Consider the following 21,136-nt stretch of genomic DNA (forward strand, 5'->3'; position numbering starts at 1 on the left):
CCCTAAATCTATGGATGTCATCCGCGCACTTAACAACAACGCTGTGCTCTGTACCGACGCACACGGTACTCAAGCTATCTGTTTGGGCAAGGGGATTGGTTTCGGTCGAAAGCTTGGCGATGAAATCCGGGATGATGCTGTGGAGCAAGTTTTCCGTCCAAGCTCCGCCCACCCCATCGCAAACCTCACCGCACTACTCTCTGAGCTCTCGCTAGACATAGTCAATCTTGTTGTCGATTTCGTAAACACGCACTCTCAGGTCAGCGAAACACAGCTTTTAGTTTTAGGCCTAGCAGATCATATTTCTTTCGCAATCGAGCGCGAGGAAAGCGGAATCGAATTCAGCTACCCATTGATGTGGGAAGTATCCACTTTGTACCCAGAGGAATTTGAGCTGGGGTTAAAGCTCCTAGACCAAGTAGAGAAAGCCACTAGCGTCCGTCTAGCCCGCGATGAGGCCGCCGCCGTAGCGATGCATTTCATCAACGCACAGTTTGTGGATGGGGATATGACGAAGGCAGAAAACACCACGAAGGAAATCTCTGCTCTTCTCGACTTGGTCTCTTCCGAGCTTCAGTGCCACCTTCGCCCCAGCTCCCCCACGGTCACACGATTCGTTACGCACCTGCGGTATCTCTTCGCACGTTTACATTCCCCGAGCCGGGAAGCTGACGCACCATTGCACTCCATGCTTGCGGCTATCGAACACGATGATGCTGCAGCAGTGCGCGTTGCTCGTCTCGTCCGTTCCAAATTGGAAGGTCAAGGTCATGCCATTAATGACAATGAGCTCGCCTACATTGCCCTACACGTTGCGCGCCTGCACAGCGCCCTTGGGACTGAGCAAGGTGGCAAGGACGGTTAGAATGCACCCAACACGCCGTTTGCGAGGAAACCCTCACCTTTTCCACCTCTCTTACCTGCACAAACGCAGCCTGTGAGGGAAATCACCTGCGCGCCGATATACATTCCTATACAAAACTTCTCTACACTGTCGAAACATGACTATTTCCTCACATTTGTCGGAGCTTGACTCCCTGAGCGCCGACACCACCGCAGGCAAGATCGCTGAACTGAAGAGGCGTCGCGAAGCAGCGGCGCAGCCCATGGGCGAAAAAGCTCATGAGAAGGTCCACGCCCAGGGCCGCCTCACCGCGCGTGAGCGCTTGGACTATCTCCTTGATGAAGGCTCCTTCGTGGAGACTGACATGCTCGCCGTGCACCGCACCACGGACTTCGGCATGGGCAAGAAGCGCCCGCTCACCGATGGCATCGTCACCGGCTGGGGCACCATCGACGGCCGCGAGGTCTGCATTTTCTCCCAGGACGGAACCGTCTTCGGCGGCGCTTTGGGCGAGGTCTACGGCGAGAAGATGATCAAGATCATGGAGCTTTCCATCACCACCGGCCGCCCGCTCATCGGCCTGTACGAGGGCGCCGGCGCCCGCATCCAGGATGGTGCTGTGTCCCTGGACTGGATTGCTAAGACCTTCTACCAAAACGTCAAGGCCTCCGGCGTCGTCCCGCAGATCTCCGTCATCATGGGTGCTTGCGCTGGCGGCAACGCCTACTCCCCTGCGCTGACTGACTTCGTGGTGATGGTGGACAAGAAGTCCAAGATGTTCGTTACCGGACCAGACGTCATCAAGACCGTCACCGGCGAAGAAGTCAGCCAAGAAGAACTCGGCGGCGCGGGCGTCCACATGCACAAGTCCGGTACCTCGCACTACACCGCTTCTAGCGACGAGGAAGCGCTCGATTGGGTCCACGATCTGCTGACCTACCTGCCCTCCAATAACCGGCAGCTGACCCCGGTTGAGCCCTACGAAGACTTGGGCGAAGAAACCGCCGACGACCTCATGCTGGATGAGATCATCCCGGACTCCCCGAACCAGCCCTATGACGTCAAGGAGGTCATCGAGGCCCTCACCGATGACGGCGACTTCCTAGAGATCCAGGCCGACCGCGCCGATAACGTGGTCACCGCTTTCGGGCGCATCGAGGGCCGCACTGTTGGTTTCGTGGCCAACCAGCCCCAGGTCTTTGCCGGCTGCCTCGACATCGATTCTTCAGAGAAAGCCGCGCGTTTCGTGCGCACCTGCGATGCCTTCAATATCCCCATCATCATGCTGGTCGACGTCCCCGGCTTCCTTCCCGGCGCCGACCAAGAGCACGACGGCATCCTGCGCCGCGGCGCCAAGCTCCTCTACGCCTACGCCGAAGCCACAGTTCCCAAAATCACCGTCACCCTGCGCAAGGCCTACGGCGGCGCCTACTGCGTGATGGGCTCCAAGGGACTGGGAGCGGACGTCAACCTGGCCTGGCCCACCGCCCAGATCGCGGTCATGGGTGCTGCCGGCGCCGTCGGTTTTATCTACCGCAAGGAGATCAAGGCTGCCCACGAGAAGGGTCTCGACGTGGCTGAGCTGACCAAATCCTTCGAGCGCGAATACGAAGACCACATGCTCAACCCGTATAAGGCAGCGGAGCGCGGGCTTATCGACGCCGTCATTCTCCCCTCCGAAACCCGCAGTGCAATCGCCAAAAACTTGCGCTTCTTCACGGACAAGAATGTTGCGCGCCCCTCGCGAAAGCACGGAAACATCCCGCTCTAGGCCGCGCTCGGATCAAGCACAGATTAGTGCAGAAGAAGCACTGTATTACACTAGTGTCCCATGACTGACTTGAAGACGACCGCTGGCAAGATCGAGGACCTGAGCTCCAAGCTCACCGAGTCCCGGGCGCCGCAGGGCGAAGTCCCGGCGGCCCGCAGCGCCATCGAGGCGCTCTTTGACGCCGGTTCCTTCGTAGAGACTGACGCGCTTGCTCGCCACCGCTCCACCGAGTTCGGCCGCGAGCACATCCGCCCTTACACCGATGGCGTCGTCACCGGCTTCGGCACCGTCGATGGCCGCAAGGTCTGCGCCTATGCGCAGGACGCCTCGCTGTTCGACGGCACCATGGGCGAGGTCTATGGCGAAAAGGTCACCAAGCTCTATGACTTGGCCATTAAGACCGGCGTGCCCATCGTCGCACTCGTCGCCAGCGACAAGCCCCGCGCCCAGGAGGGCATTGTCTCCTCCGCCATGCAGGCCCGCATCCTTGCCCGCGCCACCACCGCTTCCGGCCTCATCCCGCAGGTCACGGCGGTCTACGCGGACTCCAAGGAGGCCTCGCTGGTGGCCGCGCTGTCCGATGTCGTCATCGCTCCGGACGGTGACCTGCAGGCGCACGGGGAGCACGAGGTGAACGTCGCCAAGCGCGTGCTCTCCTACCTGCCCTCCAATAACCGTGCTGCAGCTCCCCGCACCGAGGCCACCATCGTTTCGGGTTCGGTGGAAGACAACATCAGCGAGGCCGACCACGCGCTCGATGTCCTCGTGGGCGATGACGGCGCCGTCGATCTCGCCGACGTGGTCACCGCCACTTGTGAGGATGTCTTCGAGCTCGGTGCCCAGGTGCGCGGTGTCTTCACCGGCTTCGGCCGCGTGGAGGGCCGCACGGTGGGCATCATCGCCAACCGCGACTCCTTCGACGCGGAAGCTGCCGCTAAGGCCGCGCGTTTCATCCGCCTCTGCGATGCCTTCAACACCCCCATCATCGAGTTCGTCGACACTCCGGCGCTGGACGTGGAGAAGGCAGCGCTGGCCAAGCTCGTGCACGCCTACTCCGCGGCGAGCGTGGGAAAGATCAGTGTCATCGTCCGCCGCGCGCACGGCACCGGATACATCGCCTTCGGTTCCAAGGAGCTCGGCGCGGACCTGTCCTATGCGTGGCCGACCGCCGAGATCGCCGTGGCCGATGCCCCTGCGCTGGCCGCCGAGCTGGAGCTGAGTGAGGAGGAGGCCGCCGCCTACCTCACCCCGTACCAGGCCGCTGAGCGTGGTCTCGTCGATTCTGTCATTACCCCGGCAGCCACCCGCGGTTCCCTCATTGAGGGCCTGCGCCTGCTGGATCGCAAGATTATTCCGACTCTGCCGAAGAAACACGGCAATATCGTTTTGTAGAGGTTTCCTATGACCGCTTCCCTGTTTACCGTTCTCAACGGCAACCCCACCGATGCTGAGGTGGCGGCCCTGACCACGGTGCTCAGCCAGCTCGACTCCGAGGCGCGCGCCAAGGCCGCCGATACCCGCTCCGAGCGCGACCTGTGGGGCCAGCCGGGCGACGTGTTTAACCCGTCCGCCTTCCGCAACGTCCGCTACTACTAAGCACATGCGCCTGGTTCTGGCTTCCCAGTCCCCGTCCCGCCTGTCCATCCTGCGGGGTGCGGGCGTGGAACCCGTCATCGCCCCCGCCCACGTGGATGAGCGGGCCATCGAGGAGCGCCTAGCGGGTGCTGAGCCCGCCGAGATCGTCTGCGCCTTGGCTACTGCCAAGGCAGAGGCCATTGCTCCTGACTATCCCGAGGATGTCGTGGTGGGCGGGGATTCCATGCTGCTTCTCGACGGCTCCCTCCAAGGCAAACCCCACACCCCCGAGGCCACCGTAGAGCGCTGGCACGCGCAGGCCGGTCGCGCCGCGGAGCTCATCACCGGCCACTGCGTACTGCGCGGCGACGAGCGCTTCGTGGAGGCCTCGCGCACGACGGTGCACTTCGCCCAGGCCTCGGACGCCGATATCGAGGCCTATGCCCGCACCGGCGAGCCGCTGGAATGCGCCGGCGCCTTTACCTTGGAGGCCCTCGGCGGCTGGTTCATCGACCGCATTGAGGGCGATCCTTCCTCCGTCATCGGCCTTTCGCTGCCGGTGCTGCGCCGCGCGCTGTACTCCTTTGGGCTCAACGTCTCCGACTTCTGGGCCCAGTCCTAGTTTCGGGCGAATCCATCCAGCTGCGGGCTAATTCTTCTATCTTTGGGCGAACCTTCCCAGGTTCGCCCCCTCTGGTGGCCGTAGCGCCACATGGCTAGAGTGGGGCGGCATGGAAATGAAAGATATGCTCGCTCCCCCGCCCATCAAGCTGCCGGCCGATCCGGGTGCTGACAGCACTTCCGATCTCACCGCCGGAATTGTCGCCCACCCGGATTCCCCGCTGCTGTGGGCACTGCTGGCGGAGCAGGAACTAGACAAGCACAAGGGCGCTGAGCCCACCGCTTTCATCACCGCCTACGCCTATGCGCGCACCGGCTACCACCGCAGCCTCGACCGCCTGCGCGGCAATGGGTGGAAGGGCTGGGGCCCGGTCCCCTTCTCCCATGAGCCCAACCAGGGCGTGCTGCGCGCGATTGCCGCACTGGGCCATGCTGCGAAGGCCATCGGTGAGGACGCGGAGTATGACCGCATCCGCCAAATGCTTTCCGACGCCGACCCCGAGTCCGTCGCCACGCTGCTGGACTAGGCAGCCAGTAGCGCCGTTGCGCGCTGGCCCGCCTCCCCCCGGCCCACCACATGGTTCTGGCAACCTGGTTCTACTCAAAAGGTTTAGCTGGGGGCAGGTGAACCATCTAGGTGCCCAAAGAAGGGTTGTTTGGGGGCACATGAACCTTCTGACCCGAACCATATGACTGGAACCATCCGTGGCAGCTAGCGGACCTCTCAGACGGGCACGGCGCATTACGTACAAAAATCCCGCGGACCTCGAATACTGAGGCCGCGGGATTAGTCTGTCTAACTTAAAGCAGCGCAGGGATTGGTATGCGATTAAGCCTTGTCGCCGTCTGCCTTGGCAACAAGGTCACCGGTGTTCTGCGCGGTGCGGATGTTCGCCACGAAGAACTCCAGGATCAAACGGAACTGGATGACGTAGAAGAGGAACCCAATTCCACCAAAAATGACAGCGCCCAGGAACGTCAAGATTCCGATGAGAAAGCTGTCAGCGAAAGCAAAGAAGGAGAAGAGGATCATTCCCGCCCATGCTGCACCTGCCAGGATAACGAGCAGAATGTAGATGAAGGAGGAGAACTTCAGGGTGACGAAGTTGCTGAAGGAGAAGTCAAACAGCGCCTTGAAGAAGCCCGTGCCCTTGGAAGAACCGCCATTCGGCGCTGCCTGCTGCGGGTACTGATTCTGCGGGGAGGCTGCAAAGGGCGAGTTTTGCTGACCAAAACCCTGCTGTTCCTGCGCCCCGAATCCCTGCTGTCCCTGGGAGCCGAAACCTTGCTGCTCCTGGGCACCGAAGCCCTGGTTCTGCTGCTGGTAGCTACCAAAACCGGACGTGGAGTTGGAGTGAGAAGCCTGGGCGCCGAAGCCATCACCAGACTGCTGCCCAAAACCCTGGCTCTGGTTGGATTCTGCCTGCGCAGTGCCGCCAAAGCCTTCGTTGCCAAAGCCGCTGTTGCCGTAACCGTGGTTGCCGTAGCCCTGATTCGAGTTCGCCGACTCAGCGGAGTGCTCGGCACCAGCACTGCTATCGGTGTTGTAGGAAGCGTAGGAGGTACCAAAAGAGTCATGGTTAGCGCGGGTGTCATGGCTTTCAGACTTGCGGTCAGCTGACTCCGCGTTGGCAGAACCAGAGGCAGACTCAGACGCAGCAAAGCTGGAGCCAAGAGTGCTGTCCTTGGCCTCACCTTCAGACTCCGGCTGCGAATTCTGGGAAGACGCGCTTCCGAACGAGGAGGTCTCAGCGGAGCTCTCGGAGTAGTCGCCGTAGCCTGCCTGACCACCCCAGCCAAAGCCAGAGTTCGATTCCTGGGCATTCCAGCCAGACTCCGAGCTATCGTTGTTGGACTGGGCGCTGCCGTAGCCACCAAAGCCGCCGAAATTGTCGTTCCCAGCGTTGTCGCCGTTGGAACCGTTAAAGTTGTTGTCGCCCACGTTGTTATCGCTGTTGTCGGCGTTCTCACCAAACTGGTTGGGGTTCGTCATTATTCCTTAGACCTTTCGGAGAATCATCGATTTTCGCAGTACGCTACAGCGCTACACTGGCGTAATTTTTTACCCCTTCGAACGTACCTGAGATCTCGCTCACCGGCAGCTCGGCGTGGGGAACTTGCCCCAGAAAAAAGAAAGTTTCCCCTGCCGTGGCAGGGGAAACTTGTCAAGACTAGCGCGAAAATAATCGCTTATGCGTGCTTGGCCTCCACGCGCTTGATGGCCTCAGCGGCCACCTTCTCCTGGATGCCCATGTCCAGCTCAGAGGTGAAGCCCACGCAGGAGCAGTTGATCTCACCAAGGACGTAAGTATCTTCGCCGTTTTCACCGTCAGCCAGCATGAAGTCCGCGGTCCAGATCAGCGGGATGTTGTCGCCACCGAGCTTCTCAGCGATGACCTGGCGGACCTCAGCGAACATGTCGACGAGCTCCTGCCACTCTTCCGGCTTCTGGTAGGTGTACTTGGCACCGGAGAACAGGGTTGCGGAGAAAGCGTCGCCGCCCTCGGCCGGCTTCTTGTGCACCACGAAGACCGGATCCGGGCCCACGAGAAGAATACGAATCTCGCCCTCAACGATGCGCGGCATGAAGCGCATGTCCACGAGCATGCCGTTGTCACCCACGATGTACTGATCGCAGAAGTCCATGAACTCGCCGAGCTCGCGCTCCTCAGTGTGGTTGTCCACAGCCTCGGTGCACTTAATCTTGGTGTCGAGCGGCAGTGCGGTACCCGGTTCGACAGACTCGGCCAGTTTTTCGTCGGCAAGGCGCACGCGCCAAATGCCGGAGCCGGTGGAGCCGCGGTTCTGCTTGAGCACACGCTCACCGTAGGACAGGGAGGTCGGGAAGGTGTTGTGGAAAGACTCGACGTCGTAGTAGGCGGCGGTGTCAGCCGGAACCAGATCGGTGTCGTTGAGCTTGACTAGGGCATCCTTAGCGCCGTAGGCCATCATCTCGTACGGGGTGGACATGCCGACCAGGCCAGCGTCGGACAGCTTGGAGAGCAGGTCAAAGTAGCCCTTCTCACCGCCCGGGATATTGCCCGGGTTCACGCGGGAGATGTAGGCATCGAAGTTCTCGGATACGTACTCAAAGAGCTTCTCAGACCACTCGGGACGGTAGAACACGACCTCTGCGTGCCAGCCCGCATCCTTGATGCAGTCGACGATCGGCATGGTGTCCTTACGGTGTCCGTTGATCTGCTTGTCTGATCCGCCCTCAACCTCGAAGACGACGATTGCCTTGTGCACAGTAATTCCCTTTCGCTAGGGGGTTAATGAGTGTCACTTCTTAAAATAACCCAGGTTCGGCCCACGCGCTCACCTGAAGAATCGACACTAAAAAGCGGTAAAAGACAAGCTTAACGCAGTTTTTAGCCGCTGACCTGCACGCTTGTTATAACCAGTGCATGTCACACGCGGCTCCACGTCGCAGAAATGTATCCAACACCACAAAAGGCTCTCCCCCGTGACCACTAGTCGACCAAGCACGCTAAGGTTGAAGCGAACGTTCCCCCTTAACGAGAAAGGCAGGTGGACCGTGGCCGAACTCGACCCGAATCCCCCTTTCCAGGAATACGCGCACCCCGAGCGTCTTGTGTCCGCACCGTGGCTATCCGCGCGACTGGGCATTAACGGCCTCCACGTCATCGAGGTCGATGAGGACTCGCTCCTCTACGATATCGGCCACATCCCCACCGCCATCCGCATCAACGTCCAGACGGAACTGCTCGATAGCACAACGAGGGACATCATCAGTGCGGAAGACTTCACAGCCCTCCTTCGCTCCAAGGGCATCGAGCGCGAGGACACCGTGGTCCTCTACGGCGATAAATCCAACTGGTGGGCCGCATTCGCCCTGTGGATCTTTGAGCTGTACGGCCACGAAGACGTGCGGCTTCTCGACGGTGGCAGGGACGCCTGGATGTCCGAAGAGCGCGATACTTCCTTCATGGTCCCCGAACCATCTACCTCCTCCTACCCCGAGGTCTCTCGCGAGGAATCTTCACGCATCTTCGTCGACGAGCTGCGCGAATCCACCGCCACGGTGGTCGACACCCGCAGCCCAGACGAGTTCTGCGGCGAAGCCGCCCTCAAGAACGGCACCGGCGAGTCCGCCTACGGCACCACGTTGACCCACGGCCACATCCCCGGGGCCATCAACTTGGAATGGGATCGCGCGGTCTACCCCAACGGCTGCTTCCGCGCGCTGAGCGAACTGAAGGTCAACTACGGCGAGCTGGAGCCGGACACGGAAACCGTCCTCTATTCCCACGTCGGCGCCCAGGCAGCACACACCTGGTTCGTCCTTAAGTACCTGCTCGGTTTTAAGGCGCCGCGCGTCTACGATGGCTCGTGGGCAGAATGGGGCAACATGGTTCGTATGCCCGTTGAGCGCTAGCAACACGCCGAAATAAGCCCGCATCCACGCTGGTGCGGGTTTATTTTTTGACACGAAACCAAGATATGACGGTATCCTCATGTTTTGGTGTGCAAGAATAGTACGCAGTCCTATCAGAAAAAATGGAGGAGGGTTCCTGCCGTGGCAGTTGAAACCAAGAACATCACCAAGGTCCTCGTGGCCAACCGCGGTGAGATTGCGGTCCGCGTCATCCGCGCGGCTCGCGACGCTGGCATCGCATCCGTAGCGGTCTATGCCGAGCCCGATGCTGACGCCCCATTCGTCACGCTTGCCGACGAAGCCTTCGCACTCGGCGGTCAAACTTCGGCGGAGTCATACCTCGACTTCAGCAAGATTCTCGACGCCGCCTCCAAGTCCGGCGCCGACGCCATCCACCCCGGCTATGGCTTCCTCTCCGAGAACGCCGACTTCGCCCAAGCCGTCATCGACGCCGACCTGACCTGGATTGGCCCCTCCCCGCAGTCCATCGCAGACTTGGGTGACAAGGTCACCGCCCGCCACATTGCCGAGCGTGCCGACGCCCCTATGGCACCCGGTACCAAGGACCCCGTCGCCAGCGCCGAGGAGGTCGAGGCCTTCGCCGACGAGCACGGCCTGCCCGTTGCCATCAAGGCTGCCTTCGGTGGCGGTGGCCGCGGCATGAAGGTGGCCCACACCCGCGAGGAGATCAAGGATCTCTACGAGTCCGCCACGCGCGAGGCCGTCACTGCCTTCGGCCGCGGCGAGTGCTTCGTCGAGCGCTATCTGGATAAGGCCCGCCACGTCGAAGCCCAGGTTCTGGCTGACCAGCACGGCAATGTCGTCGTCATGGGCACCCGCGACTGCTCCCTACAGCGCCGCTTCCAGAAGCTCGTCGAAGAGGCCCCTGCCCCCTTCCTCACCGATGAGCAGCGCGCCTCCATCCACGAGTCAGCCAAGCGTATCTGCCGCGAGGCTGGCTACTACGGCGCCGGTACGGTGGAGTACCTCGTAGGTGCGGATGGACTCATTTCCTTCCTTGAGGTCAACACACGCCTCCAGGTGGAGCACCCCGTCACTGAGGAAACCACCGGCTATGACCTCGTTCGCGAGCAGTTCCGCATCGCCGAGGGTCGCGAGCTTTCCATCTCCGAGGACCCAACTCCGCACGGCCACGCCATCGAATTCCGCATCAACGGCGAGGACGCCGCCGCGGGCTTCATGCCGGCTCCTGGAACCATCGTCTCCTACTCCGAGCCTTCCGGCCCGGGCGTGCGTATGGATTCCGGTGTGCGCGAGGGTTCCGTCATCGGTGGACAGTTCGATTCCATGCTGGCCAAGCTCATCGTCTGGGGCCCAGACCGCGAGGCCGCCATCGCGCGCGCACGCCGCGCGCTGTCCGAGTACCGCATCGAAGGCCTGCCCACGGTTATCCCCTTCCACCAGGCAATCCTCACCGATCCTGCCTTCACCGCCGAGGACGGCAACTTCACGGTCTACACCAAGTGGATCGAGGAAGAGTGGGTCAACGAGCTGCCCGAGTACACCGACACCGCCGAAGCACCCGAGAACGAGGAGCAGGAAGCTTCCCAGAAGTTCGTCGTCGAGGTTGGCGGCCGCCGCATCGAGGTGGCACTGCCGGGCAACTTGCTCTTGGGTGGCGGCACCAAGCGCAAGAAGTCGAAGAAGCGCCGCGGTAAAGGCGCAGCAGCCAACGTGTCCGGTGACGCCGTGACCGCGCCGATGCAGGGCAGCGTCATCAAGGTCGCCGTCGAAGAAGGCCAGGAAGTCGAAGAGGGCGAGGTCGTCGTCGTCCTCGAGGCCATGAAAATGGAAAACCCCGTCAAGGCCCACAAATCCGGCACCGTGACCGATCTCAAGGTGTCCACCGGCACGCAGATCAACAAGGGCGAGCCGATTCTGGAGATCAAGTAGTTCGCTAGCGCTTCTTTGTCAGCAGAGAGCAGTACAAAACTGCTAAAACCTTGCCTCGATTAGCACAGTTAAGTACTCTCTGACGTGATACCCCGGTGGAGCTCTGCTCTGGGTCACTGACCCGCTGAGTACTACTTACCGGGGTGCTGATTTGTCGCTCCGGGGGGATGCAGCAGTGGCGCATCAGGATAGCCAGTGGATTACGCAATGGCTCTCAACACCGCGTTGGGAGCCATTCCTTCGTGCTGCCCATCAAGACGGCAAAGCTGCATTAGCACTGTATGAATGGAACATCAGCGTCGCGATGGCATTTCTCCACGACGCCTCACATGCCGAAGTACTACTCAGAAACTCTTATAACACTGTTCTGGAGCGGTGGTGGCTGGGCGACCAGCATTGGCTGATAGATCCTCAGTCACCAGTGAATGCACCTCTCCACCGAATGCGCGACGGAGTACAAATAGATTCGAATGATAAGAATCGACAATCAATAGCCGAAGCTCTGCGGCGCAATCATACGAAACATGTCAGTCCTGGAGCTTTAGTCGCCGAGCTCCCCTTTGGATTCTGGCGCCACTTAACAGACGCAGCTCATGAGCAATTGTTGTGGATTCCTGCACTGCACAAAGCATTTGCGCCGCACACACGCCGCAAGGAAGTCGAACAACACCTAGCACGAATCAATCGTGTCAGAAACCGTGCGGCCCACAATGAGCCATTCATAAGCTCACGACGTCGTAGGGAGGCCCTTCACGCCTTCCGCTCGATCTTGAAAGTCGAGGAGTTACTGAACCCGCGAGTTACACGCCATACCACCGACACGAGTACTCTTCTCTGGACCATAGAGAATCCACCCACTCCCCTCGAGTCACTCAGTGAGTAGCTAAATTCAGAGATCAAGTAGCCTCGAAAGGCATGAGCGTTAACGATTCCGAGTTCGGCGTACGGTTGGCCAAGGAGCACGACCGTACCTACCTCTCCCGTCTCCTTTTCCTCGCCGATGTCCTCGGTGACGAGGACGCCCATATCGGGGATTTCCACACACCTGATGTGGGGCTGTACGTCGACGAATGGTCGCCCCATGTCGACGGCGGCGTCATCGCCGTCTCCAGCCACCGCGTTCCCGTCGGTGGTGCGTGGCTGCGCTACTACACCACTGAAGCGAAGGGCGCTGCTTACACCGGAAACCCCGAGGCCGATCCTTTTGATGAGTCCCAGTGGGCCACCGACCTAGATCCGGAGGAGATTCCCGAGCTCTTCATCGCTGTGGAGTCCCGCTACAGGGGCCTCGGCGCTGGGCGACGTCTCCTGCGCAACGCCTGTGACCTCGCCGAGGCGCAGCAAGCACCGGCCATTTCGCTGTGGATTGAACCGGAGAATACCGGCGCCCGCAAGCTATATGAATCCGAAGGTTTCGTCGACATCGACATCCCGGGCCGCCCGGATGCCCACGTGATGCTCAAGCGCTTCTAGTACCACAAGCCGACAAAAGGTGTCGACTATACCCGACACTTCCTCGGTTTCTTCTAAAAGTGTCGACTATACTCGACGCCTTCGGCGGCGCGCCGACGGCAGCGCCAAGAGCGACGTTGCTCACCCACCTACAACCTAGGTCGGGTCACAACGACCGTTTCCGTAGAACGCTGCACGTATCTTCGCGAAACGCGACTAGCTTCTTCGCTCCCCTAGCAACGCGCAACGTCTGCATGCCTCCATCGAGATGCTGGAGGCATCTGACAAAGGGCGCCTGGCAAAAGGCATCAGTCAAAAGGCGTTTTCACGGCTAAAAACGCCTTTTGCTCAGTACAGATGGCGTTTTTGGACCCAACGATGCCTTCTGCCAGATGCCCTTCTGACTTAGGCCAATGCAGTGCGGAAAAATCCCACCCCACCGCCGAAAACCACCGGGGAGCAGCGCCAAGAATGACGCTGCTCACCCATTCATGACCTAAGTCGGCCTTTAGTTGATGACGGCGATGAGGTCGCCGCCCTCAACCTTGGTGGCAGCGCCAACGGCGACGCGCTCGATGGTGCCATCCTTGGTGGCGGAGATGGAGGCTTCCATCTTCATGGCCTCGATGACGGCGATTTGGTCGCCGGCCTTGACCTCGTCGCCAGCCTTGGCGGTGGGGTTCACCACGCCGGCAAACGGTGCGGCCACGTGTCCCTCGTTGGACGGGTCGGCCTTCTCCACGGTGGCGACGGTGGACTCGACGTTGTTGTCGCGCACCTTGAGCGGGCGGATCTGGCCGTTGACGTTGAGCACGACGTTGCGGATGCCCTTCTCGTCCGGCTCACCCATCGCGTCAAGACGCAAGGTGATGGGCTTGAGGTCTGCGCGGTCGTTGGAGCCCTCCGGGAAGTAGTGAACGATGTAATCGTTTCCTTCTTCCAGACCATAGAAGAAGACAGTGTCCGTCAGCGCCTCAGTGTTGCCGTAGGTGCGGCGGAATTCGTTGAACTCCTCGAACTGCTTCGGGAAGAGCAGGCGGTTGAGGGAAGCACGGCGCTCAGTGGAATCATCCGAGGCCAGGTGCACCTTCTCCTCTTCGGGGACGGGCTTGACGGTGACGTCGCCAGCCGCGCGGCCTTCCAGGACCTTGTCGCGCAGCGGCGGCCAGCCACCCGGAGGCGTACCGAGCTCACCGCGCAGGAAGGCGATGACGGAATCCGGGATGTCGTACTTGGTGGGGTTGGCCTCAAAGTCAGCCGGGTCCACGCCAGCACCCACGAGGTGCAGGGCGAGGTCACCAACCACCTTGGAGGACGGGGTCACCTTGGTCGGGCGGCCGAGCATCTCGTTCACCGCAGCATAGGTGTCCTCGATGACTTCGAAGCGGTCCTCCAAGCCCAGGGCGGTAGCCTGCGCGCGCAGGTTGGACAGCTGGCCACCCGGAATCTCGTGGCGGTATACGCGGCCGGTCGGTCCAGGAATGCCTTTCTCGAACGGGTGGTAGAGCTGGCGCACTGCCTCCCAGTAGGGCTCCAGATCGGAGACTGCCTTGAGGGAGATGCCGGTATCACGCGAGGAGTTCGAGAACGCCGCGATGATGGCGGACAGCGAAGGCTGGGAGGTAGTTCCCGCCAGCGGTGCGGAGGCGCCGTCGACGATGTCGGCACCAGACAGCGCTGCCGCGTAGTAGGTGGCCAGCTGGCCGCCTGCGGTGTCGTGCGTGTGCACGTGAACCGGCAGGTCGAACTCCTTGCGCAGAGCCATAACCAGTTTGGATGCGGACTCCGGGCGCAGCAGGCCGGCCATGTCCTTGATGGCCAGGACGTGAGCGCCGGTGTTGACGATCTCTTCGGCCAGCTTGAGGTAGTAATCCAGCGTGTAAAGCTTCTCATTAGGGGAGCACATGTCGCCGGAGTAGGCCATGGCGACCTCGGCCACGGTGGTGTTGGTCTCCAGGACGGCGTCGATTGCCGGGCGCATCTGGGTGACGTCGTTCAGCGCGTCGAAGATGCGGAAGACATCCACGCCGGACTTGGCGGCCTCCTGCACGAAGCCGGTGCACACATCGTTGGAGTACGGCGAGTAGCCCACGGTGTTGCGACCGCGCAGCAGCATCTGGATGTTCTGGTTCGGCATGGCCTCACGCAGCAGATCCAGGCGCACCCACGGGTCTTCCTTGAGGAAGCGCATGGCGACGTCGTAGGTCGCACCGCCCCATGCCTCCACGGAGTACAGCTCCGGGGTCATGCGGGCGACGGCCTCTGCGGCCGTGACCAGCGCGGTGCCGCGCACGCGGGTAGCCAGCAGGGACTGGTGGGCGTCACGGAAGGTGGTATCGGTGACGGCCAGAGCGTCCTGCTTGCGGATCTTCTCCGCCCATTTCTTCGGGCCGAGCTCCAACAGCTCATCGCGGGAACCGCGCGGCAGCTCAGAGTTAAAGTCCAGATCCGGCAGCTTATCGAAGGGACGCAGGGTGGTCGGGCGCTCGCCGTTCGGCTTGTTAACGGTCACGTCCGCGATGTAGTCGATGATGCGACCAGACTCATCCACGGCCGGCGGAGCCTTGAGCAGATCCGGGTGCTCCGGAATGAAGCTGGTGTCCACGCGGGTGTTGACGAAGTCCGGCTCGCGCAGCAGTGCGCGCAGGAAGCCGATGTTGGTGGCCACGCCGGCCACGGTGAACTCGTTGAGCGCGCGCTGTGCACGTGCCACGGCCTGCTCGAAGGTGACACCGCGGCAGGTCATCTTCACCAGCAGGGAGTCAAAGTTCGGGGAGATTTCCGCGCCGACGGCCGTTGCGCCGTCGAGACGCACGCCTGCGCCGCCCGGTGAGCGGTACTGGGTCAGCGTGCCGGTATCCGGGCGGAAGCCATTGGAGGGATCCTCGGTGGTGATGCGGCACTGGAGCGCCGCGCCGGTGATGTGGATTTCCTCCTGCTTGAGGCCCAACTCCTCGAGGGAGAAGCCCGCGGCGATCTGCATCTGGGACTTCACGATGTCCACGCCCGTGACCTCCTCGGTCACGGTGTGCTCCACCTGCACGCGCGGGTTCATCTCGATGAAGACGTGGTTGCCCTTCTCATCGACGAGGAACTCGACGGTACCGGCGCCTTCGTAGTTGATGTGCTCGCAGAATTTCACGGCGTCCGCACAGATGCGGTCACGCAGCTCCGGGTCCAGCGTCGGCGCTGGGGCGATCTCCACGACCTTCTGGTGGCGGCGCTGCACGGAGCAGTCGCGCTCATACAGGTGCATGACGTTGCCCTGGGAGTCAGCCAGAATCTGCACCTCGATGTGCTGCGGGCGAATGACCGCGGTCTCGAGGTAGACGTGGCCGTCACCGAAGGCGGCCTCTGCCTCACGGGATGCTTCAGCACACTTGGTCTTCAGTTCCGCTTCGTTCTCAATGAAGCGCATGCCGCGGCCACCGCCGCCGGCCACTGCCTTCACGAAGACGGGGAACTCAAAGTCCTTGGCGTATTCCGCCAGCTCGTCGACGTCCGTCGAGGGCTTCGAGTCCTTCAGAGTCGGCAGCCCTGCTTCCTCGGCTGCGGCCACTGCGGCGGCCTTATCACCGGTCAGGTCCAAGGTCTCGGCGGTGGGGCCGATGAATTTAATGCCGTTGTCACGGCAAGCGCGGGCCAAATCAGCGCGCTCCGAAAGGAAGCCATAACCCGGGTAAATGGCATCCGCACCGGACTTCTTGGCGGCGCGAATAACCTCGTCGATATCGAGATAAGCCTTAACCGGCTGGCCCTCAGTGCCAATACGCACGGCTTCATCCGCGAAGGCGCGGTGGAAGGAGTTGCGGTCTTCCTTGGGATAAATTGCAACGGTCTTGGAACCGACCTCAAAGGCGGCGCGGAAGGCACGCACGGCAATCTCACCGCGGTTGGCCACCAAGATCTTAGAGAAGGACTTGTGAGCAGTATCAGACACTGGGAGTGATCCTTTCAGATAAGCACAATACGAACTTAAGGATAGTGTCCGAGGCGACAATGCGGGCGGAAATCGACATATCGGTCAACAGATTTCGAATAGGTTCTCGCCAGACTCCTAGGCACACCCCTAGAAGACTCACCCCTTCATGAACAGCTCCCCTTCCCCCTTTAAACATGCAGCGGCCAAATAGGAGAAGAGTTACTTCGCTTTTAAAAAAATATAAACCTATTGACATGTTCTACCCTCCGTTTCTATCCTTCAATCAGGTTCATAAGAACCAACTTCATCCTTCACTTCCAAAGACCACACGGTGAAGACAGAAAAGAGCTTATGAACTCAGTCACCATTTCTAACGTCCACAAGTATTTAGGCGAAGGCGCCCAGCGCACGCATGTTCTCAAAGGCGCAAGCCTAGAAGCTGGTGAAGGCGAGTTTCTCGGTATTTCAGGAAAGAGCGGCTCCGGCAAAACCACTCTCCTGCGCGCGGTTGCAGGTCTTCTACCTATCGATGAAGGCTCAATCTCGGTCTTCGATACCTGTGTATCCACCGCTGCTCCCAAGGAACTACTTGCCTTGCGCCGCAACACAATCGGCTTCGTCCACCAAGACGACCTATTAATGAATGAACTCACCGCGCTCGAAAATGTCATGCTTGTGCTTGCCGCAGCGGGTGTCGATGAAACGACGGCACACGATAAGGCTTCCGAGGCATTAGCCCAAGTAGGACTTGCAGAACTCGCTCAACGATTTCCCGCAGAGATGTCACGCGGCCAGTGCCAAAGAGTAGGAATCGCCCGAGCGCTCTCCGGAAACCGACGAATTCTCTTGGCTGATGAGCCGTCCGCTGCGCTCGATTCCGAGAACTCGGCATTTTTCAACTATTCAAAAAGCTCGCATCAACCGGCACAACCGTGATAGCGACCAGCCACGACCCCATCATGTTGGACTATTGCGGCACGGCCTACACGCTGATCGACGGCCAGCTTGGGAAAGCAGCCCCACATGCTCAATGAACTAATCACGAAAATCGTGCACTCGTCGAAACGGTATCGTTTCGGCGCAGCAGCAATCGCAGTGTGCTTAGGATTATTCGCATTTGCTGTATCGGCTGATCTCTTCATGACATTGTCCCCGCAGCAGAAGGCGCAGTCAGAATTGGGAAACAACGCCGTGCGGGTGGACGTGCCTGTGTACACGCGGGCGGGCGTGGTTGAACAGACGCTGCCGCAACTTGATTCCCCAGAGAGGGGCTTTACTACCCAACTCGAGACTTACGATCTCTATATCGATAGCAATCCTTCCACTTCCCTTGTCTACAAGGAGTCTCACTGGGAAGAGCAAGCTCCCGATTTTGGGTTGACACTAGTTCAGGGCCATTGGCCTAGCGCTCCTGGCGAGGTAGTAGTCACCGAGGACGTGAACCTTAGTCTTGGAGAGAACACAACAGCATTCAACGGCACGCTACCACTCCGTATCGTTGGCGTTGCATCGAATTCCTTCCACAGCCAGGAGAAAGCGGTGTACGGCGCATCGGGAACATGGAACACCATCGACGCCGACGCTTATTCCATGACCTCCGCTTCGGTCCGGCCGATTGTGTTCGGTTCCGAAGGAACGACTCCTGCCGAGCTCACCGACTTCATTAGCAGTCAGCTCGAAACTACAAACCTCGTCGATCGCGCTGCGCTTGACGACGCCTTTTCGACCTCACTCCTCACCCGCGAAAGCCTGCTCGCCACGCCGCCTTCAGGGTTCGCCGATAGCTATTCTTTCTTCTTCGGCCTGTTCGCCATTGTCATACCGTGTGCTTTGATCCTCTTTTTGTGGCGAGTCACGTACCTAGTTCTTCACCCGTTGAACCGGCGGTTCTTCGAGCTAGGAGTCTCCCCCTTCCTGTTGTGGAAGTCCAGCACATCCACCCTGCTTCGTTCAGCCCTGATGTACTCCGTCTTAGGCCTCGTTGTAGGTGCAGGCCTGGCGCAATGCGTGCGCCCTTTCATTTCGGGACTTGCGGGGTTGCCTGATCCTGGAGTCCTCATTCCGTGGAAATGGTTAGTGCTTCTTCTCGCTAGCTCGCTAGCAGCACTCCTGATTGGCGGTATTACCACCGCGCCGTCGACCCAGCCGCATCCGTTCTGGAAAGATATCCCGCTGCCGGCCCTATCGGCATCATTCTTGCGTTGGAGTGCTATTGCTATTGTCCTTGTGGCCGCACTCTTTACGGTCGCTTCAGCACTGCTGGGGCCAGACGTGTTCGAAACTTGGGCGCCATTGCCAACCGTGGCATTGTGCATCGTCTTTTCTCTTCTTCTCGCACGCTGTCCGCGAACCAGCCGGCCCTACACTCCAGCAGGCGTGGCCCTGAGATTTGCAGAGAAGCACCGGCAGCTTATTGGCACGGGTCTGACGTTGTTGGTCCTGTGCATGGGAACCGCAGTGTTTAGCAGTTCGATGTCAGCCAGCTTCACAGCCAGTGAGAATGACAGTTTGACGTCAACGATCGCCCCAAACCAGGCACACATTTTAGAGACGACAGATAGCGGGCTTTCCACGCGTGTTGAATCCGTCCAGCACGTAGCCACTGTGTTGGGGGCGCCCGCCCCAGTTCGTGTTTCTTATGTCCAAGCCACGCTGGACATGCCCACGGAGATGTCGGGGACTTTTGGCGTACTGAGCGTCGAATCCGTTCATGACGTAGAGCAACTCTTAGACAGAGAGCTTACTGCCTCAGAAAAAGAAGTCCTTAAGACTGGGGCATTAGTCCGCGATCACAGATTCATCGACCAAGACCACGTTTCAATCAACACGAGCAAGAATTCAAGCCACTCATCCCTTCCAGCGCTGAGTATGGACTTCGGGCCACACTGGGAGAAGCTAGCTGGAGGATTTACCCTCGCATCCACGGCGCAGAGACTAGATGCACCGGCAGGTAGGACACAATGGGTTTTTACGGGTCTCCAGGAAGACCAAGAAAAGCGCTTTCTTGATAGCGCTGCACAAGCCCATATTCCCCACGATCTCGTGTTACTGCCGCTGGTTCAAACCTCTTCGACACCGCGGGCATTCTATATCAGCTTGGCAGCCGCGCTGCTCAGCGCGTTAGCCGTAACCTTTGTTTTCTCGCGGCAGCTCACTCGGGCTACCGAGGCAATCGAGACCACCTTCAAAGTACTGGGCCTCGATTCCTCCTGGCACCTAAGAATCGTTGTGCTCACGACAGTCTCACTGGCATGTACCGCGATCATTGCTGGCTGTCTCGCTGGAATCCTCCCGCTTACCGGAATGGTCTACGCAATGGGAGACGGCCTCACATTCGCCATCGATTGGAAGGCTCTTCTTGTTGCCACGGGCGCAATAGCATTAGGCGCTGCATGTGGCGTCGGCATGACATGCCTTCGCCACGTGCAGCGCCCGTCGTCAAGCGCAGCCGCTAATTAGATCTGCTTCGGCGGAACGGAGCGCTGCTCCTTGCCGTTGTAGGCAGACAGCGGGCGGATCAGGGAGTTGTTCTCGTTCTGCTCCACGATGTGCGCGGTCCAGCCGGTGATGCGGGCCATCACGAAGATCGGCGTGAAGAACTCGATGTCGAAGCCCAGGATGTGGTACGCAGGGCCAGCCGGGAAGTCCAGGTTCGGCTGAATCTTAATGGAGGTGTTCTCATACATGGTCTTCGCCATGTTTTCGTACATCTCCACCCACTGCTCCTGGCCGTGGTCCTTGGCCAGCTCGCGGAAGGCGGCCTCCATGGTCGGAACACGGGAGTCACCGTTCTTGTAGACGCGGTGGCCGAAGCCCATGACGAGCTCCTTGTTCTTGAGCTTGTTCAGCGTCCACTCCTCCGCCTTGGCCGGGGCACCAACCTCGAGGAAGTTCTTCATCACGGCCTCGTTAGCGCCACCGTGCAGCGGGCCTTTGAGGGCGCCGATGGCGGCGGTAACAGCGGAGTAGGTATCCGACATCGTGGAGGTCACCACGCGGGCGGCGAAGGTAGAGGCGTTGAAGGAGTGCTCAGCATAGAGGATGAGGGACTTATCAAAGGCCTCAATATCGGAGCGCGAGAGGGCCGGCGAGCCTTCCTCCTCGCCAAAGACCATCCACAGGAAGTTCTCCGCAAAGCCCTTCTTGCGGGAAGGCTCGATGTAGCCCTCGCCGCGGCGACGGCGGATGTCAAGGGCAACGATGGTCGGCAGCTTCGCCATGAGCTCCAGCGCGGTGCGGCGGATGTGCTCGGAGTCCTTGGTGTACTCCTCCGGGTCCTGAGAACCAATGAAGGAGACTGCGGTGCGCAGCACGTCCATCGGGTGGCAAGACTTCGGCATGGAGGTGATCAGGTCAATGAGGTGGCGGTCCAGGTGGCGCAGCGCCTTCTCACGGGCGGAGAAGCGGACCAGCTCATCCTGAGTGGGCAGCTCGCCGTTCCACAGCAGGTAAGCAACCTCTTCGAAGGAGCAGTAGCGCGCCAGCTCCTGGACCGGGTAGCCGCGGTAGGTCAGGGAGTTGGTTTCCGGGACAACCTTAGACACGGCGGTCTCGTCGACGACAACGCCGTACAGACCCTTGCAAATCTCTGGGGTTTCAGACATGGTGTTTTCTCCTTTAGGGGTGTGGTGTGAGTTC

16 protein-coding genes are annotated in these 21,136 nt (G+C 60.2%); 11 read left to right on the forward strand and 5 right to left on the reverse strand.

The annotated features are described in order from the left end of the window. Positions 1-10: 10 nt before the first annotated feature. The 6 genes from HMPREF2978_RS10635 (at position 11) to HMPREF2978_RS10660 (ending at position 5,338) form a co-directional block, all read left to right on the forward strand. Entirely contained in the window at positions 11-865 is an 855-nt protein-coding gene (locus HMPREF2978_RS10635) for a PRD domain-containing protein (protein ID WP_083316536.1), read from the forward strand. A gap of 136 nt (positions 866-1,001) precedes the next feature. After that, positions 1,002-2,615, forward strand: a complete 1,614-nt coding sequence (locus HMPREF2978_RS10640) for an acyl-CoA carboxylase subunit beta (RefSeq protein WP_070745500.1) — start codon at positions 1,002-1,004, stop codon at positions 2,613-2,615. Positions 2,616-2,675: 60 nt separating this feature from the next. Further along, positions 2,676-4,007: a carboxyl transferase domain-containing protein gene (locus HMPREF2978_RS10645; RefSeq protein WP_070528103.1), complete on the forward strand. Its 1,332-nt coding sequence runs from the start codon at positions 2,676-2,678 to the stop codon at positions 4,005-4,007. A 9-nt stretch (positions 4,008-4,016) separates the two neighbouring features. After that, a complete protein-coding gene (locus tag HMPREF2978_RS10650) occupies positions 4,017-4,211 on the forward strand; it encodes an acyl-CoA carboxylase subunit epsilon (RefSeq protein WP_070528100.1) in 195 nt (64 codons plus the stop codon). Positions 4,212-4,215: 4 nt separating this feature from the next. Then, positions 4,216-4,812: a Maf family protein gene (locus HMPREF2978_RS10655; RefSeq protein ID WP_070528097.1), complete on the forward strand. Its 597-nt coding sequence runs from the start codon at positions 4,216-4,218 to the stop codon at positions 4,810-4,812. Between the two features lie 109 nt (positions 4,813-4,921). Next, complete coding sequence (locus tag HMPREF2978_RS10660) at positions 4,922-5,338, forward strand: DUF3151 domain-containing protein (protein WP_012714873.1); 417 nt, start codon at positions 4,922-4,924, stop codon at positions 5,336-5,338. Positions 5,339-5,640: 302 nt separating this feature from the next. Here HMPREF2978_RS10660 and HMPREF2978_RS10665 read toward each other — a convergent pair whose 3' ends face one another. Together HMPREF2978_RS10665 and HMPREF2978_RS10670 are read right to left on the reverse strand one after the other, a co-directional pair. Beyond that, on the reverse strand, positions 5,641-6,804 hold the full coding sequence (locus HMPREF2978_RS10665) for a DUF4282 domain-containing protein (RefSeq protein WP_070528092.1): 1,164 nt from the start codon (positions 6,802-6,804) through the stop codon (positions 5,641-5,643). A 197-nt stretch (positions 6,805-7,001) separates the two neighbouring features. Further along, complete coding sequence (locus HMPREF2978_RS10670) at positions 7,002-8,060, reverse strand: Cj0069 family protein (protein ID WP_070745502.1); 1,059 nt, start codon at positions 8,058-8,060, stop codon at positions 7,002-7,004. A 289-nt stretch (positions 8,061-8,349) separates the two neighbouring features. Here HMPREF2978_RS10670 and HMPREF2978_RS10675 point away from each other — a divergent pair, with 289 nt between their 5' ends. The 3 genes from HMPREF2978_RS10675 (at position 8,350) to HMPREF2978_RS10685 (ending at position 12,597) form a co-directional block, all read left to right on the forward strand. Continuing rightward, complete coding sequence (locus HMPREF2978_RS10675) at positions 8,350-9,210, forward strand: sulfurtransferase (protein WP_070745504.1); 861 nt, start codon at positions 8,350-8,352, stop codon at positions 9,208-9,210. A gap of 141 nt (positions 9,211-9,351) precedes the next feature. Beyond that, positions 9,352-11,124, forward strand: coding sequence for an ATP-binding protein (locus HMPREF2978_RS10680; protein ID WP_070745507.1), 1,773 nt, complete (start codon positions 9,352-9,354; stop codon positions 11,122-11,124). Between the two features lie 915 nt (positions 11,125-12,039). Further along, complete coding sequence (locus HMPREF2978_RS10685; RefSeq protein WP_070745509.1) at positions 12,040-12,597, forward strand: GNAT family N-acetyltransferase; 558 nt, start codon at positions 12,040-12,042, stop codon at positions 12,595-12,597. A gap of 287 nt (positions 12,598-12,884) precedes the next feature. On the opposite strand, the gene HMPREF2978_RS13280 is transcribed toward HMPREF2978_RS10685, so the two are convergent. Next, complete coding sequence (locus tag HMPREF2978_RS13280) at positions 12,885-13,061, reverse strand: hypothetical protein (RefSeq protein ID WP_168166447.1); 177 nt, start codon at positions 13,059-13,061, stop codon at positions 12,885-12,887. Between the two features lie 23 nt (positions 13,062-13,084). Further along, positions 13,085-16,516, reverse strand: a complete 3,432-nt coding sequence (locus HMPREF2978_RS10690; RefSeq protein ID WP_070745511.1) for a pyruvate carboxylase — start codon at positions 16,514-16,516, stop codon at positions 13,085-13,087. Between the two features lie 333 nt (positions 16,517-16,849). On the opposite strand from HMPREF2978_RS10690, the gene HMPREF2978_RS10695 reads away from it, so the two are divergent. Further along, a complete protein-coding gene (locus HMPREF2978_RS10695; RefSeq protein ID WP_246818769.1) occupies positions 16,850-17,434 on the forward strand; it encodes an ABC transporter ATP-binding protein in 585 nt (194 codons plus the stop codon). An 87-nt stretch (positions 17,435-17,521) separates the two neighbouring features. Then, complete coding sequence (locus tag HMPREF2978_RS10700; RefSeq protein WP_070745513.1) at positions 17,522-19,957, forward strand: hypothetical protein; 2,436 nt, start codon at positions 17,522-17,524, stop codon at positions 19,955-19,957. Here the strand turns inward: HMPREF2978_RS10700 and HMPREF2978_RS10705 are convergent. Next, positions 19,954-21,102, reverse strand: a complete 1,149-nt coding sequence (locus HMPREF2978_RS10705; RefSeq protein WP_070745515.1) for a bifunctional 2-methylcitrate synthase/citrate synthase — start codon at positions 21,100-21,102, stop codon at positions 19,954-19,956. The two genes, HMPREF2978_RS10700 and HMPREF2978_RS10705, sit on opposite strands and share 4 nt — an antisense overlap. Between the last annotated feature and the right edge of the window lie 34 nt (positions 21,103-21,136).

The organism is Corynebacterium sp. HMSC074C01 (assembly GCF_001814605.1).
GTDB lineage: Bacteria > Actinomycetota > Actinomycetes > Mycobacteriales > Mycobacteriaceae > Corynebacterium.